Here is a 15,585-nt window from a genome sequence, read left to right on the forward strand (position 1 = left end):
CTCGAACGGCGCCTCCCCGTAACGCACGTCCTCCCCGTCGAGCCGGCCCCGGTGTTCCTGCGCTGGAATCGTCATGCTAGGCAGCCATCCTTCCGCACCCGCCCCCTTCCAGGCCAGGAACCCGCGCCCCCATGTCCGAGTCCGACCCATCGAACCCGCGCGACGGCGACTTCGAACTCGTCACCCTGCGCAACGGCCACCGCGCCGTGCGCCACCTGGGACACGGCGAGGTCATGCACCCCGCCGTGGGTCCGTGGCAGGAGGCCCTGGGCCTCTACGTGGATCAACCCCGCCTCGCGGACCGCCTGCGCCAGCCCGGCCCGCCGCTCGTCATCCTCGACGTGGGCCTGGGCGCCGCCACCAACGCCGTCGCCGCGCTCACCCGTGCCCGCGAGCTGGGCGCCGAGCGCGCCAGGGAGCTGCACGTCGTCAGCCTGGAAGTGGACCTGGCCCCGCTGCGCCTCGCCCTCGCGGACGCCGAGGGCTTCCCCTTCCTCCAGCCCTTCCGCGCCGCCGCCGAAAGCCTCATGCGCGACGGCACCTGGGAAGAGCCCGGCCTCCGGTGGACCCTGAAACTGGGCGACGCCGTGCCCTTCCTGGACGGTGAGCTGCCCCTGGCCGACCTCGTCTTCTTCGACCCGTTCTCCCCCGCATCCAACCCGGACATGTGGACCGAGTCCGTGCTGGCCCGGGTGCGCCGGCACTGCCGCGAGGACGGGGAGGGGGCGCTGCTGATGACCTACAGCGCGGCCACGCCCACCCGCGTCACGTTGCTGCTCGCCGGGTTCTTCGTGGGCGCCGGCGCTTCCACCGGCACCAAGGGGGAGACCACCGTGGCCTCGACCCGCTACGAATCCCTGGCTTCCCCGTTGGGGACCCGGTGGCGCGAACGCTGGGAGCGCTCGTCCTCGCGGGCCCCGCACGGGGCCGAACTCACGCCTGAGGTCGAGCGTCGCCTGCGGACCCATCCTCAGTGGCGCTGAGCGCCCCCTCGGACGGCGCTTCACTCCAGCGCAGGTGGAACGTGGCCGCCGTGCCGTCGAACTCCTCCGGCAGCGCCACCACCCGCCAGCCGCCGCACAGCGCCACCGCGCGCGCCAAGAGCCCCGCCGCGAACGTCGGCTGATCCGCCAGCACGTCGTTCATCCACAGCTCCAGCGACGTCGCGCTGCGCTCCACGATTTTGATTTCACTGAAGTTGTTGCCGGCGCGAAAGCCGAGGTCCGCGCGCAGCAGCATCCGGCGGGGGCCGGCGAGCTTGCCCACGCCCAAGAGGGCCCGGCCAAAGAAGGTGCCGAAATAGGCATCCATGAAGCGCTCGCCCAGCGAGTAGTACGCCGCTTCCGCGGGCACGCCGCCATAGACGTGGCCGGCCGCGATGCGCAGGAACTCCCGCCACTGCTCCAGGGTGTAGGTGCGCTCCAGCTTCGCGTCGAGGTCCAGCCCCGCCCGCTTCAGGTGCTCGACGCACGCGGGCGTCAGGCGGTTCTCCAGCGCTCGGACGAACAGCGCGTCGACGGTCTGGGCGAAGACAAGCTTCTCTGGATTCATGGGTCGCACCCTACACGATGCCCCCCATGCGATGCTCCCCCACCTGTGCACTTGCGTTCAGTATCGCCGCCCCCGAGTGTCAGGAACCCGGCGTGCGCCGCACGCGTCGTGAACTCCGGGTGTTTCGTGACCCCGGATGCATCACCCCCACGGCGCGCGCGACGAGTCCGCGCAGCCACTGGTGGGCCGGGTCACCGTCGAACCGTTCGTGCCAGACCTGGATCATGTCGAAGGAGGGCACGGGCAGGGGCGGGGGAAACACCTGGAGTGGATACGCTCCACTGAACGCAGCGATGAGGCGGCGTGGCGCGGTGAGGACGTGGTCGGAGCGCGTCACCACCAGCGGGGCGATGAGGAAGTAGGGCACGCGCAGGGCGATGCGGCGCGGGGGCAGCCCCCGCTGGACGAGGACCCGGTCCACCGCGCCCACGCCGTCGCCGCGCGGACTGATGAGGACGTGGGACAGCTTCAGGTACGTGTCCAGGTCCAGCGTCTTGCGCACCAGCGGGTGGCCCTTTCTCACCACGCAGACGAAGTCCTCGGTGAAGAGCTTCTGCTGGCGCAGGCCGGGCCCGGACTCCACCGGTGGCGTGACGACGACCAGGTCCACCTCGCCACTCTCCAGGAGCGTCGGGTAGGTGGTGCTCTCCACGTGCTGCACCGACAGGTCCACGCCGGGCGCCTCGCGGCCGAGCAGCTCCAGCGCGGAGGGCAGCAGCGCCGAACCGAAGTAGTCGCGCGTGGCCACGGTGAAGCGGCGTGACGCGGTGGCGGGCTCGAAGGCGGGCTCGTTGCGCAGCGCGCGCTGGAGCTCCACCAGCCCCCGTCGGAGTGGCGCGGCGAGCTGCTCCGCGCGCGGCGTCAGCACCATGCCGCCCCGGCCCCGGATGAGGAGCGCGTCGTCCAGCAGCTCCCGCAGCTGGCCCAGCGCATGGCTCATCGCGGACTGGGTGAGGCCCACGCGCGCGGCGGCGCGGGTGACGTGCGCCTCCTTCAGCAGCGCGTCCAGCGCCACCAGCAGGTTGAGGTTGATGCCCGCGAGGTCCACCTCGTCGGCAGCCCACTTCCGGGTTTCATGAATGCGGCGCATGTGGCAATGCATACCATGAGGTGGCCTCATGACTGGCGCCGGGGCACTGTTGGGCCATCTCGCTGTCGCTGGAGGCAGTCCATGTCCATCGTCATCAACACCCCGAATGGCAACATCGGTCGTCCCCTCGTCGAGAAGCTCCTGAAGGCCGGCCGTCAGGTGACCCTCATCAGCCGCAACCCGGAGAAGGTGGCGGACCTGGTGAAGCAGGGCGCGAAGCTGGTGCAGGGCTCCATCGACGAGAAGGCCACGCTGGACGCGGCCCTCCAGGGCGCGGAGGCGCTGTTCTGGCTGTCGCCGCCGCTGGCCCGTCCGGACTTCATCACCTGGGCGCAGGACGCGGGCAAGCAGGCCGCGGCGCTGGTGAAGGCGCACGGCGTGAAGCGCGTGGTGGTGCTCTCCAGCGTGGGCGCGCAGACCGGCCCCGGCACCGGCCCGGTGTCCGTGCTCAAGCCGGTGGAGGAGGCCTTCAAGGCCGCGGCCCCCCACGTCACCAGCCTGCGCGCGGGCTTCTTCATGGAGAACCTGCTGCGGGACGTGCAGGGCATCGCGCACGCGGGCGCCCTCTACACCGCCACGCCGCCGGACAAGGCCTTCCCGATGGTGGCCGTGGCGGACATCGCCAGCAAGGCGGCCGAGGTCCTGCTCGACGCGTCGTGGACGGGCCACCGGAACCTGGGCGTCCACGGCCCCAAGGACCTCACCTATGCGGAGGTGGCCACCATCCTCACGCAGTCGCTGGGCCGGCCCGTGAAGCATGTGCAGGTGCGGGTCGCGGACCTGCACAGCGGGATGACGAACGCGGGCGTGCCGACGTGGATGGCGGATGCGTTCGCGGAGATGTACCAGGCCCTCGTGGACGGGCGCATGGACCCGGCCGAGCCCCGCTCCAAGGACACCACCACGCCCACCACGCTGGCGCAGTTCGCGAGCACGGTGCTCAAGCCGGTGGTGGAGCAGGCGCGCCCGTCGTAGGCGAGGACGGGCAAGGGTCACGCCCGGGCACGGCGTGACTGGGTGCGACCTGACCGGTCCTGTCTGGGATGCGGGGCAGTGGATCCAATGGGTTGGATCCTGGCCCGGCGCTTGCGAGAGGCGCGGGTCGTGAGCCGCCTTTGGTGGCGGCTCGCGGGCCCGGCGCTTCGCGGCATGGATGGCTCCTGTTGGACGGGGGCCGCCAGGGCCGGGCCGTGGCGCTCAACACCATCCCATCCGGCATCGGCCTGGCCGACGCTGGACCGACAGGCGTGCTCGACATGAGAAGACCGGTGGCCGTAGGGCTGTGCCTCCTGCTGGGGCTGACGGCGTGCGACAGCGCGGCGCCTCCCGCGCGAGAGGGGGCGGGAGTCACTTCGGAATCACGGCTCGGTGGGAACCCGGGGGAGGTGGCGGCCCGGAGCGCGGCGGTGGGCGCGTGGCGGGAGGCGCCTTCGGAGGCCCGGGCCCGCGCGCTGGCGCATGCGTACTTCCCGGAGTGGACGCCGACGGCCGGCGGTGATGATTCGCTGCCGAAAGGGGTGGATGCGGCGCTGAGCGTGCGCGTCCCCGGGACGGCGACGGGCACGCTGGAGGTGAGCACCCGGGGAATGACGTTCCGGGTGCGGCGCCATGCGGCACAAGGGCAGGGCGCGCAGGCGAAGGTGCTCGGCGACGCACGGCACTTCTGGGCACCCGTGGGCGCGCGGACGCTGGACGGCGCGGGCCGCTGGGTGACGTCCCGCGTGGAGGAGTACGACGTGGCGCCGGAAGGGGCCGCCGAGCACCGCGTGCGCTACACGGTGGAGGTGCCCGAGGGCATCGTCGCGGTGCGCGACCTGGGCGAGTACCTGGAGTTCGTGGACGCGCACGACGTTCCCCGACTGCGCATGCATTCGTTGGTGGCGCGGGACGCGGAGGGCCTGAGCCGCGACGGTGAGGTCCGGCTGCACGGCGCGGTGCGTGCGCCGGGGACGGGACCCGCGCGCTATGGCCTGTCGGGCCGCAGCCTGGACGTGGCCATGGTCGTGGATCTGCGCGGGATGCAGGGGCCCGTGGTGGTGGATCCGGGGTGGTCGTCCACCGGCTCCATGGCCCTGGCCCATCGGTACCACACCGCGACGCTGCTGCCGTCGGGGAAGGTGCTGGTGGCGGGCGGCCTGGTGCCTACGGCGGGATACACCCGCGTCGCGGAGCTGTTTGATCCGCTGACAGGGACCTGGAAGGGCGTCGCGCCCATGGCGGAGGCACGTGCTCAGCACACCGCGACGTTGCTCGGCTCGGGGCGACTTCTCATCGTGGGTGGAACTCGTTCAGGTTCGGTGCTGTCCACGGCGGAGCTGTTCGACCCGGAGACCGAGACGTGGAGTCCCGCGGATGTCCTGACCACCGCACGCGTGCTCCACACCGCGACCCTGCTGCGTGACGGTCGGGTCCTGGTCACCGGGGGCCAGGGCCTCGCGAGCGAACCTCTCGTCTCCTCGGAGGTGTTCGAGCCCGCGACCGGAAGCTGGAGTCCCGCGGGAGCAATGTCCGCGGCTCGGGTGGAGGCGACCGCGACGTTGCTGCCGTCAGGGAAGGTCCTGGTGGCGGGCGGAATCATCAGCACCGCGGTGACCGAGCTGTTCGATCCCGCGACGAGGCAATGGACTGAGACGGGCGCGATGGTGAGCTCTCGACAGGCGCACTCCGCGACGCTTCTTCCGGATGGGAAGGTCCTGGTCGCGGGAGGCACCTCGTCGGGCGGGTACAGCCAGTCGATCGCCACGACAGAGCTCTATGATCCCATCACGGGACGCTGGAAGGCCACGGGGGGCATGGCCGTGGCCCACAAGTGGCACTCGGCTTCGCTGCTCCCGGATGGAACCGTGCTGGTGACGGGCGGAGCCTCTGGTGCGTCCGGCGGCTGGGCTCTTGGTACGGCCGTTGCCGAACTCTATCTGCCCTCCACTGGAACCTGGCAGTCCGCCGGAACGCTCCAGACCGCCCGCGGCAATCACACGGCGACCCTGCTGCCCTCAGGGCGGGTGTTGATCGCGGGTGGATACGTCCTGACAACCAACACGGCTGAAGCCAACTACGTGAACAGCCCGGAGGTGGTGGAGTTCTCAGGACGGTGGACCCCTGAGGTTCCGGCAAATACGCCGCGCGTCGATCACACCACCACGCTGCTGCCCACCGGACAAATCCTCGTCACAGGCGGTCGGAACACCACGGGAACCCTCGCGACCGCGGAACTTCATGACCGCGCGGGTGGGCACGGGCCTGGCACCAGCTTCATGCTCTTGCCTCGTGCTCGGCACACGGCCACGTTGCTGGCCTCGGGTCGGGTGCTCGTCACGGGAGGAACGGATGGCAATGCACCCGTGGCGGAAGCGGAGCTGTACGATCCCGCGCCTGGTCAGTGGTTGCCCGCGGGACGGATGTCCGTGGAGCGCGTCGGGCATACCGCGACCCTGCTGCCCTCCGGCAGGGTGCTGGTGACGGGTGGCTCAAGCTTCTACGGCGTCCAGTCCAGCGTGGAGGTCTTCGATCCTCGCAGCATGATGTGGATCGCGGCGACCCCCATGGCTTCACCGCGCGTCTCGCACGTCGCCACGCTGCTGCCTTCCGGCAAGGTGCTGGTGACGGGCGGCAACAACGGCAACACACCGCTCAACACCGCGCAGGTCTATGACCCGAACACGGACACCTGGGGCGCGCTGCTGACCATGACCTCCACCCGGGAGGAACACACCGCGACAGTTCTCTCCTCCGGCAAGGTGCTGCTCGTGGGCGGACTCACCACGGGCGGAATGGCGACCTCCGAAGTGGAGCAGTACGACCCGGTGGTGAACACCTGGGCCCGGCTGACCCGACTCGGTGTTCCCCGCGCGGGCCATACCGCGACGCTGCTTGCCTCAGGGGATGTCGTCATCACCGGAGGGCAAAGCGGGGCGGACAGCTACTACAACAGTGTCGAGCGCTTCGAGGCTTCAACGGCCAACTGGGCCTATCTGGCCCCCATGGTGGCCGCGCGCACCGGCCACACCGCCACGCTGATGCCCACGGGTGAAGTCCTGGTGTTTGGCGGACGCAGCAGCACGGTTCAAGCCGCCGTCGAATCCTTCGACCCCGTGTCCGCGCTCGCCTCCGCGCGGCCCACGCTGGACACGCCGCGCATCCTGTCGCCCGGTGCTTCGTTCATCGCCACGGGCACCCGCCTGCGAGGCGTCTCGGATGGCGGCAGCGGCGGCTACCATTCCTCGTCCAGCGAAGCGCCCCTGGTCCGGCTGGTGAACGTGGAGAGCGGCGCTGTCTCCTGGGTGAAGAACGTCACCGCGTGGCAGGACGGCAAGCAGTTCTCCGCCCGGGCTCCCACCGTCGCGGCCGGACAGTATCTGCTGCTCGTCACCGTGCAGGGCATCACCGGAGGCCGCATGGTGCGCGTCACGGAGGACAACGCCGTCCCCATCGCGCTCAACACCACCGTCTCCACGCCGAAGAACACGCCCGTCGCCGTCACCCTGTCCGGGACGGACGCGGACTCGGACTCACTGGCGTATTCCATCGCCCAGAACCCCCAGCATGGAACTGTCTCCGGCGCGGGCGCGTTCCTCGTCTACACCCCCGCCACCGGCTACAGCGGCCTGGACACGTTCAGCTTCCGCGTGAACGACGGCGTCGCGGACTCCAGCGCGGGCACCGTCACCCTCCGGGTGAACAACGCCATCCCCGTGGCCCTGGCGGTCTCCGTCACGACCTCCAAGGCGAAGCCGGTGCAGGTGACGCTCGCCGGGCTGGACGGAGACCAGGATCCGCTCACGTTCCGCCTCATCACCCAGCCCCTGCGCGGCACGCTGTCCGGCAGCGCGCCGCACCTGACGTACACGCCCAACGCGGGATACGTCGGCACGGACTCCTTCACCTACCGCGCGAGCGATGGCTCCACGGAGTCCTGGCCCGTCCCGGTCACCCTGAGCACCGTGAACCTGGCGCCCGTCGCCCGGAGCGCCACGCTGACCACGGTGGTGGGGCAGGGCGTGCCCTTCACGTTGGAGGCCACCGACGCGGACGGAGACGCGCTGACGTACGCCGTGGTGCAGGCGCCCCAGCACGGCACGCTGTCCGGCACCGCGCCCCACCTCATCTACACGCCGCAGTGGGGCTACGAAGGCCCGGACACCTTCAGCTTCCGCGCGAATGACGGCACGACGAACTCCAACCTCGCCACCGTCACCACCACCGTCGCGGCGCAGGTGCCCCATGCGCCCTCCGTCCCCGTGCTCCGCACGCCGGGCGACAACACCGTGCTGGGCACGGGCGACGTCACCTTCACCTGGGACGCGTCCACGGATCCGGAAGGGGATGCCCTCACCTACCGCCTGGAGCTGAGCCGCGACGGGGCCGTGCTCGCCTCGCTCAACGCCGCCGGCACGTCCCTCACGCTGCCGGGTTCGCTGTCGCCGGGCACGTACACGTGGCGCGTGGAGGCGGTGGACTCACAGGGCCACCGAGGCGGCTTCTCCGCGCCTGCGTCGTTCACCGTGTCCCCCATGGCCTTGTGGCGCACCTCGGGCGGCCAGGGCCTCCAGGAAGACGATGCGTCGGGCGGCCTTGCCTGCTCCTCGGGTGGCAGCTCCGGCTGGGCGCCGTGGCTGGGCACGCTCGTCCTGCTCGCGTTGAGCTTCCGGCGCCGCCTCGCCCGCTGATGAAGCGCGGTCCACCGGACGTCTCCTGCGTGGGACGTCCGGTCGTCCGCCTGCTTCCAATACAGAACGAGGGGCCGTCCGCCGCGACGGTCTCCTCCCTCCATCTGGTGCACGATGGGGTCCGACCGGAAATTGAGCCGGAGCACGGCCACCCCACCTGAAGAAGAGCGCACCATGGACGAGCAGCGCCCCCCCAAGGCCCCGGCACGGACGGACCCCTCCATCGACCTGCTCCACCAGCGCACGCGTCAACCGCTGGAGGTCCTCTTCTCGCCCCGTAGCGTCGCGGTGGTGGGGGCGAGCGAGCGGGCCGGCAGCGTGGGCCGCACCGTGCTCTGGAACCTCATCAGCAGCCCGTTTGGCGGCACCGTCTATCCCGTCAACCCGCAGCGCCCCAACGTGCTCGGCATCAAGGCGTGGCCGTCGCTGCGCGCCCTGCCGGAGGCCGTGGACCTGGCCGTCATCGTCACGCCCGCCAAGTCCGTCCCGGCCATCATCCGCGAGTGCGCGGAGGTCGGCGTCCGGGGCGCCATCATCATCTCCGCGGGCTTCAAGGAGACCGGGCCCGAAGGCGTGAAGCTGGAGCAGGAGGTGCTTCGCATCGCGCAGGCCGGGAACGTGCGCATCATCGGGCCCAACTGCCTGGGCCTGATGCGCCCCACCACCGGCTTCAACGCCACGTTCGCCAAGGGCATGGCCCGGCCCGGCAACGTGGCCTTCATCAGCCAGTCCGGCGCGCTGCTCACCGCCATCCTGGACTGGAGCCTGCGCGAGTCCGTGGGCTTCAGCGCCTTCGTGTCCGTGGGCTCCATGCTGGACGTGGGGTGGGGCGACCTCATCGACTACCTGGCCGATGATCCGATGACGCGCTCCATCCTGCTGTACATGGAGTCCATCGGCGACGCGCGCGCCTTCCTGTCCGCCGCGCGCGAGGTGGCCCTCACCAAGCCCATCATCGTCATCAAGGCCGGCCGCACCGCGCAGGCCGCGCAGGCCGCCGCGTCCCACACCGGCACGCTGGCCGGAAGCGACGAGGTGCTGAGCGCCGCGTTCCGCCGCGCGGGCGTGCTGCGCGTGGACTCCATCGAGGACCTGTTCCACATGGCGGAAGTCCTGGCCCGCCAGCCCCGGCCCTCCGGCCGCCGGCTCACGCTGCTCACCAACGCGGGCGGCCCCGCGGTGCTCGCCACGGACGCGCTCGTCGCGGGTGGCGGAGAGCTGGCCACACTGTCCGCCGACACGCGCGCGCAGCTGGACGCGTTCCTGCCTCCGCCGTGGAGTCACGGCAACCCGGTGGACATCCTGGGCGACGCGGACGGTGAGCGCTACGCGAAGGCCCTGGAGGTGACGGGCGCGGACCCCAACAGCGACGGCCTGCTCGTCATCCTCACCCCGCAGGACATGACGGAGCCCACCAAGACGGCCGACCGCCTCAAGGGCTACGCGAAGCTGCCCGGCAAGCCCGTGCTCGCGAGCTGGATGGGCGGCTCCGAGGTCGCCGCGGGCGAGCGCATCCTCAACGACGCGGGCATCCCGACCTTCGGCTACCCGGACACCGCGGCCCGCGTCTTCAACTACATGTGGCGCTACGCGGACAACATCGCGGGCCTCTACGAGACACCCACCCTGGCGGAGGAGCCCACCGGCGGAGGCCGCGACGTCGCGCGCGCGCTGATCGACGAGGCCCGCGCCGCCGGCCGCACGCTCCTGTCGGAGTACGAATCCAAGCGGCTGTTGGCCGCCTACGGCATCCCCACCGTGGAGACGTGGCTCGCGACGTCGGAGGACGCGGCCGTGGAGAAGGCCCGCGCGCTGGGCTTCCCGGTGGTGCTCAAGCTGCACTCGCTCACGGTGACGCACAAGACGGACGTGGGCGGCGTGCGCCTGGACCTGCGCGACGAGGCCAGCGTGCGCCAGGCCTTCCAGGCCATCCGCGACGCGCTGGTGGAGCGGGGCCTGCCGGACGCATTCGACGGCGTCACCGTGCAGCCCATGGCGAAGCTGGACGGCTACGAGCTCATCCTGGGCAGCAGCCTGGACGCGCAGTTCGGCCCGGTGCTGCTCTTTGGCGCGGGCGGCACGCTGGTGGAGGTGTTCCAGGACCGGGCCCTGGGCCTGCCGCCCCTCAACACCACGCTGGCGCGGCGGATGATGGAGCGCACGCGCATCCACCACGCGCTCAAGGGCGTGCGCGGTCGGGCACCGGTGGACCTGGGCGCGCTGGAGCGGCTGCTGGTGCGCTTCAGCCAGCTGGTGGTGGAGCAGCCCTTCATCCGCGAGCTGGACATCAACCCGCTGCTCGTCTCCGCCGAGCGCATCATCGCGCTGGATGCCCGCGTGGTGCTGCACGCTCCGGAGGCCACGGCCGCGTCGCTGCCCCGGCTGGCCATCGAACCGTACCCGTACCAGTACGCGCAGTTCTTCACGCTGAAGAGCGGTGAGCAGCTCATGCTGCGCCCCATCCGGCCGGAGGACGAGCCCGCGATGACGCGGTTCCACCAGGCGCTGTCCGAACAGACGGTGTTCATGCGCTACGCGGGCCTGATGAAGCTGAGCCAGCGCGTGGCCCATGAGCGGCTGGCGCGCATCTGCTTCAACGACTACGCGCGGGAGATGGCCCTCGTCGCCGAGCGGCGCTCCCCGGACCTGAAGGATGGAGGGGAGATCCTCGCGGTGGGCCGGCTCACGCGCTTGAGGGGCACGAAGGACGCGGAGTTCGCCATCACCGTCAGCGACACCGCGCAGCGCCAGGGCCTGGGGGCGGAGCTGCTGCGGCGGCTGGTGGACATCGGCCGGGACTGGGGCCTGCAGCGGATTGTCGCGGACATCCTCACGCGCAACCGCGGCATGCAGGCCGTCAGCAGGAAGCTGGGCTTCAGCATCCTCGAGAACGAGGAGCTGGCCCCGGACATGGTCAAGGCCGTGAAGGTGCTCGGCTGACCGTGCCCGGGGCTTGAAGGCCCTACGGCATCACACGTCGTCGCAGGGCGTGCCCAGCCGCGCGCCCGTGTAGACGCCCAGCTCGTTGTAGATGAAGGGCAGGTTCTCGCCCACGGGCACCGCGCGCAGCTTCTGGCGCTTGCTCTTCACCACCCAGAAGGACGGCTCCTCGCGGTCCACCACGAGGCGCAGGTCTCCGCCCTGGGTGGAGAAGATCTCGCCCTGCGAGTCGGTGACGACGTTGAGCATCTTCTGCGGCTTCACCTGGCCGCGCTGGCCCGTGAAGATGCGGAAGGACTTGTTGTCCGCGCCGATGCCGCGCTCCACCAGGTAGTACGTGCCCTTGTCATCCCGCAGCAGCGCGTACGGCTGGAACTTCATCGGGCTCGGCGCGAAGGTGGACTTGCGCAGCAGCTCCTTCGCCTTCTCCGCCTCCAGCGGCTGCTGGGGCAGGGCGCGGTCGCCGCAGCTCAGCGTGCACGTCTTCGAGTCCTCGCTGACGGCCAGCCGCGAAATCACGCGGTAGTCCACGCCGCGGAAGTTGTCGTTGGCCTTGGGGTTGAAGAAGCGCGGCTCGAAGAAGTCCGCCTGCGTCTCGCTGTTGCTGCTGACGTTGGGGACCTGGACGAAGGACTTGCCGTCCCCGTAGTAGAGCTGGCCGTCCGCTTCCGGCGTGGTGGGGACGAGGACCGTGTAGTGGCCCTTGCCGTCCGTGCACACGCGGGTGGACTCCAGCACCATGCGGTCGCGCAGCCGCTTCTCCTGCGCCCAGGGCGGATCCATTGCGAGCGCGGCTTGCGGGGCGATGACGAACCCCAGGGCGATGACCATGTGTCGAAGTGACATGTTGTTCGAGGCTCCGGCCTAGAGGTTGTCGGTGAAGAAGGTGGTGGTCGGTTCTGCCTGGATCAGATCGCCGTCCGACACGGTCCAGATGACCTTCTGCGCGTCCAGCGTCACCGCCGGCTTGGCGTCCACGCGGCACTCGACCGACTGGACCTTCTGCTGGATGGTGCGCTTCGCCTCTTCGGAGCGGCTGCACAGCTTCTGCATCGACTCCAGCGGACCCACGCAGTAGCTGGGGATGGACAGCTTGTTGAGGATCGGATCCGGGATGGTGTCCCATGCGATGGTGACGGCCATCTTCGAACCGCACGCCTTGTTCGCCTCGGCCAGGTTCTCACCCAGCTCCTTCTCCGCCTGGTTCGTCCAGAACTTCCGGTCGAAGGGGAGGAAGGGCTTCAGGTCGCCGTCCTCCTCCGCCTCTTCGTAGCGCGCGAAGACCTTCTCCACCTTCAGCGCCGCGGTGCGGCCCGTGTCCGGCTTCAGGTGCGTGTAACCAGAGGCGCCCGCGGGGCTGAGGATCAGGTCCTCGAAGCCGCCCCGGTCGTGCACCGTGACGAAGCGCTGGGTGCGGCCGCGCCACTGCGTCCAGTACCCGGTGCCGCGGTCCCGGTCCACGCTCGCGATGACGACCTTGCCGTCCAGCTCGCTCTTGGTGCCGTTGAACTCCAGCAGCGCCTTCTTCGAGTCGTTGGGCTCCAGCGGGATGATGGTGACCTGCTCACCGGCCTCGTTGGAATACACCTTGCCGGTCGCGGGCTTCATGCCCGCCACCGCGCTGTCGAGCCGCACGCCCCGGGAACACCCCAGGGACAAGGCCACGACGCTGACTGCCAGTAGAACTCTCACAGGAACTCCTTGAATGGGGGCGCGCTCGCCTTCCAGCTCCGCGCGCCAGGGACGACCTCAGAGGTCGATTTCGTACTTCTGACAGTATTGTCGGACCTTGGGACGCTCCGTTGCCGGCACCCGGGTCCATGAGGCCCGCGTATTCGCCAGGTCATGCTGCTGGCAGTACACGCGGGTGAGCAGCGAGAACGACGCGCCGGTGATCTTCGTGCGCTGGCTGCGGCGGATGTGACGCAGTGCTTCTTCCAGGTTGCCCGCGTCCAGCGCGCGCTGCGCCGCGGTCAGGTCCTCGCGGACGTTGTCGGGGAGTTTCTCCACGGTCTGGGACGCAGCGGGCGGCTGGCCGCGCACCCCCTTGGTCTTGGTGCCCACGGCCGGGTCGGGCGTGTCCGTCACCGGGGGCTCGGTAGGCGACGGATCCGCGTCCGGAACCGGCGTGGTCGAATGCTCGGGGTCCGCGACCGGCTTCTTCAGTTCCGGGGGCGCGGTGACCACGGCGACGGGCGGCGTGACGGCCACGGGGGGCGTCTGCACGGTGGCCGGCACGATGACGGGCGCGGTCGTGCCCGCGCCGCGCCAGAAGAAGGCGGTGGTGAAGGCCGCGATGACCACGATGCCCACGGCCACGCCCACCAGCCACTTCGGCCGGGCGCGGGTGAGCGGCTGCGCGGCCAGCGACTCCGTGCGGGGGCCCTGTGCTTGCGAGGACGCGTCCTGCCCGGCGTGGGGGCGCATGCCCACGGTGGGCACGTGCTCCTGCGACGGGGGCATCGGCGTGGGCGACCGCGACGGCGCGGTGGACACGGGGGCCGCGGTCTTCACGCGCGCGGGCTTCGCTTCCGTCAGCGTCTGGAGCGGGCTGCCCGTCAGGGCCAGGATGAACGCGCCCACGTCCGGGAAGCGGTCCGCGGGGAGCTTGGCCATCGCGCGGTTGATGGCTGTCACCACGTGCGGGGGCGTGTTCGGCGCCAGCGTCAGCAGCGGCGCGGGCTCCAGGTGGACGATTTGATAGATGAGCTCCGCGATGTTGTCGCCGGAGTAGGGCGGCTGGCCGGCGAGCATCTCGTAGACCATGCAGCCGAACGAGAAGAGGTCCGTCCTCGCGTCCACGTCGCTGTTGCGGCCCATGGCCTGCTCGGGCGCCATGTACTGCGGCGTCCCCATCAGCACCGAGTCCAGCGTCTGCACCGTGCGCGAGTCGACGAGCTTGGAGATGCCGAAGTCGAGCAGCTTCACGCGCTCGCTCACCACGCCGCCCGCTTCGGTCGGCACGAGGAACACGTTGCCCGGCTTCAGGTCGCGGTGCACCACGCCCGCGCGGTGCGCCGCCTGGAGCGCCGCGCCCATCTGACGGGAGATGGAGAAGACCTCCTCCAGCGGAAGCTGCTTCTGCTTGCGCAGCCGGCGCGACAGGCCCTCGCCGCGCAGGTACTCCATCACCATGAAGGGCGTGCCGTCCTCCAGGGTGTCGAAGTCCAGCACCTCCACGATGTTGGGGTGGCCCAGCCGGGAGGCGATCTCCGCCTCGCGCCGGAAGCGCACCGCCACCTCCGGCGACAGCTCCTCCGTGCCGTGCAGCACCTTGATGGCCACCTGCTTGCCCGGCAGGCGCAGGTGACGGGCCAGGAAGACCGCGCCCATCCCGCCCTTGCCCAGGACGGTGCCGATCTCATAGGTGGCGTTCAGGATCCGCCCCGTGGTGAGGGGCTCGGACTGGACGGAGGTGGGTTCGGTCGGCTTTTGCATCGGCGGTTCTTTTTCCTACTAAACCGGGCCGACATGATTGGAAAGCACCTGGGTCGAATCCTCCCCATCAGGTCGTGTGCGTGGATCCGGATTCGCAGGTTCTGAGAGGGCAAGCCGCCTTTTCCCAAAGCCTGTGCGCGCCGTGTCTGGGCCTGCCCGGGAGCAGGAGGCTTCTGAAGCACGGCGAGCCCCGCTGGAGGCTCCCGGGGGAGGCTCCAGCGGGGCTCATGGATGGGACGTGTTTCGTGCGCCGTGGAAGGGAGGCCTACGGGACGGGCAGCAGCCGCGTCTGGATCTCCTCGGCTTCCTGGATGTGAAGCTGGACCTGCTGCCGCTCGGTCTGGAGCTCCTGGACCAGGGCCGGCAGGGTGACCTGGGGCGTCAGGAGGCTGTCGCCGACGAAGGCGGTGCGCGCGTGCGCGTTGAGCTGCGCGCTCATCAGCGCCAGGTCGAACGCGGCGCCCTGGGGCGCATCCGGGCCCTGGAGGATCTCCAGCATCTGCTTCACTTCATCCTGCAGTTGGAGGCTCAGCGGGCTGTCCTCGGGCGTGATGCCCTGGCTTTGCAGCAACGCGTCCAGCCGCTGCCGCGCGGCGGTGTGCTCGGTGACCATGGCGTTGTTGAAGTCGCGCACGGCGGGGTCGGTGGCGAGGGGCCCGCCGAAGGTTCCGAGCATCACCTCGCCTTCGTTCGCCACCTGCAGCACGCGGGCGATCTGCGCGTCGGTGAGCGTCACCACCGTGCCGGCGTCCGCGACGATCTCGAGCTCGGGCGGAGGATTGCCGCCGTTGTCATCGGCGTCGGAACTGCACGCCGCGCTGCCCAGCACCATCGCACCCGCCAATACCGCGCCCAACCAGTACCCTGCCAATCGCATGAGGCCCGCTCCTTCTGAGGATT

General features: G+C 70.4%; 10 protein-coding genes. 4 read left to right on the forward strand and 6 right to left on the reverse strand.

What is annotated here, in order from left to right; translation table 11 throughout:
- The first annotated feature begins 131 nt into the window (after positions 1–131).
- Entirely contained in the window at positions 132–983 is an 852-nt protein-coding gene (locus D7X74_RS10975) for a tRNA (5-methylaminomethyl-2-thiouridine)(34)-methyltransferase MnmD (protein ID WP_120532883.1), read from the forward strand.
- On the opposite strand, the gene D7X74_RS10980 is transcribed toward D7X74_RS10975, so the two are convergent.
- Together D7X74_RS10980 and D7X74_RS10985 are read right to left on the reverse strand one after the other, a co-directional pair.
- Positions 934–1,551 carry a DUF2378 family protein gene (locus tag D7X74_RS10980; protein WP_120532884.1) on the reverse strand — a complete coding sequence of 206 codons (618 nt, stop codon included), beginning with the start codon at positions 1,549–1,551 and terminating at the stop codon, positions 934–936. The genes D7X74_RS10975 and D7X74_RS10980 overlap by 50 nt on opposite strands.
- 79 nt (positions 1,552–1,630) lie before the next feature.
- Positions 1,631–2,641, reverse strand: a complete 1,011-nt coding sequence (locus D7X74_RS10985; protein ID WP_233595231.1) for a LysR family transcriptional regulator — start codon at positions 2,639–2,641, stop codon at positions 1,631–1,633.
- 81 nt (positions 2,642–2,722) lie between these two features.
- Here D7X74_RS10985 and D7X74_RS10990 point away from each other — a divergent pair, with 81 nt between their 5' ends.
- The 3 genes from D7X74_RS10990 (at position 2,723) to D7X74_RS11000 (ending at position 11,247) form a co-directional block, all read left to right on the forward strand.
- Positions 2,723–3,616, forward strand: a complete 894-nt coding sequence (locus D7X74_RS10990; protein WP_120532886.1) for an NmrA family NAD(P)-binding protein — start codon at positions 2,723–2,725, stop codon at positions 3,614–3,616.
- Positions 3,617–3,804: 188 nt separating this feature from the next.
- Entirely contained in the window at positions 3,805–8,307 is a 4,503-nt protein-coding gene (locus D7X74_RS10995) for a kelch repeat-containing protein (protein WP_158622213.1), read from the forward strand.
- A 174-nt stretch (positions 8,308–8,481) separates the two neighbouring features.
- Positions 8,482–11,247 carry a bifunctional acetate--CoA ligase family protein/GNAT family N-acetyltransferase gene (locus tag D7X74_RS11000; RefSeq protein WP_120532888.1) on the forward strand — a complete coding sequence of 922 codons (2,766 nt, stop codon included), beginning with the start codon at positions 8,482–8,484 and terminating at the stop codon, positions 11,245–11,247.
- A 30-nt stretch (positions 11,248–11,277) separates the two neighbouring features.
- Here D7X74_RS11000 and D7X74_RS11005 read toward each other — a convergent pair whose 3' ends face one another.
- The 4 genes from D7X74_RS11005 to D7X74_RS11020 all read right to left on the reverse strand — a co-directional run bounded on the left by D7X74_RS11005 (position 11,278) and on the right by D7X74_RS11020 (position 15,562).
- Positions 11,278–12,093 carry a hypothetical protein gene (locus D7X74_RS11005; RefSeq protein ID WP_233595232.1) on the reverse strand — a complete coding sequence of 272 codons (816 nt, stop codon included), beginning with the start codon at positions 12,091–12,093 and terminating at the stop codon, positions 11,278–11,280.
- Positions 12,094–12,111: 18 nt separating this feature from the next.
- Complete coding sequence (locus tag D7X74_RS11010; RefSeq protein ID WP_120532890.1) at positions 12,112–12,912, reverse strand: hypothetical protein; 801 nt, start codon at positions 12,910–12,912, stop codon at positions 12,112–12,114.
- A gap of 84 nt (positions 12,913–12,996) precedes the next feature.
- Positions 12,997–14,685 carry a serine/threonine-protein kinase gene (locus D7X74_RS11015; protein ID WP_120532891.1) on the reverse strand — a complete coding sequence of 563 codons (1,689 nt, stop codon included), beginning with the start codon at positions 14,683–14,685 and terminating at the stop codon, positions 12,997–12,999.
- 265 nt (positions 14,686–14,950) lie between these two features.
- A complete protein-coding gene (locus tag D7X74_RS11020) occupies positions 14,951–15,562 on the reverse strand; it encodes a DUF4142 domain-containing protein (protein ID WP_120532892.1) in 612 nt (203 codons plus the stop codon).
- Between the last annotated feature and the right edge of the window lie 23 nt (positions 15,563–15,585).

This window comes from Corallococcus sp. CA047B, assembly GCF_003612065.1.
In the GTDB taxonomy this organism is placed as follows: domain Bacteria; phylum Myxococcota; class Myxococcia; order Myxococcales; family Myxococcaceae; genus Corallococcus; species Corallococcus praedator.

Coding starts and splice junctions, on each gene's coding strand:
- D7X74_RS10980 (WP_120532884.1), bottom strand. CDS start 1,551: ATGAATCCAGAGAAGCTTGTCTTCGCCCAGACCGTCGACGCGCTGTTC.
- D7X74_RS11015 (WP_120532891.1), bottom strand. CDS start 14,685: ATGCAAAAGCCGACCGAACCCACCTCCGTCCAGTCCGAGCCCCTCACC.
- D7X74_RS11020 (WP_120532892.1), bottom strand. CDS start 15,562: ATGCGATTGGCAGGGTACTGGTTGGGCGCGGTATTGGCGGGTGCGATG.
- D7X74_RS10990 (WP_120532886.1), top strand. CDS start 2,723: ATGTCCATCGTCATCAACACCCCGAATGGCAACATCGGTCGTCCCCTC.
- D7X74_RS11000 (WP_120532888.1), top strand. CDS start 8,482: ATGGACGAGCAGCGCCCCCCCAAGGCCCCGGCACGGACGGACCCCTCC.
- D7X74_RS10985 (WP_233595231.1), bottom strand. CDS start 2,641: ATGCGCCGCATTCATGAAACCCGGAAGTGGGCTGCCGACGAGGTGGAC.
- D7X74_RS10975 (WP_120532883.1), top strand. CDS start 132: ATGTCCGAGTCCGACCCATCGAACCCGCGCGACGGCGACTTCGAACTC.
- D7X74_RS11005 (WP_233595232.1), bottom strand. CDS start 12,093: ATGTCACTTCGACACATGGTCATCGCCCTGGGGTTCGTCATCGCCCCG.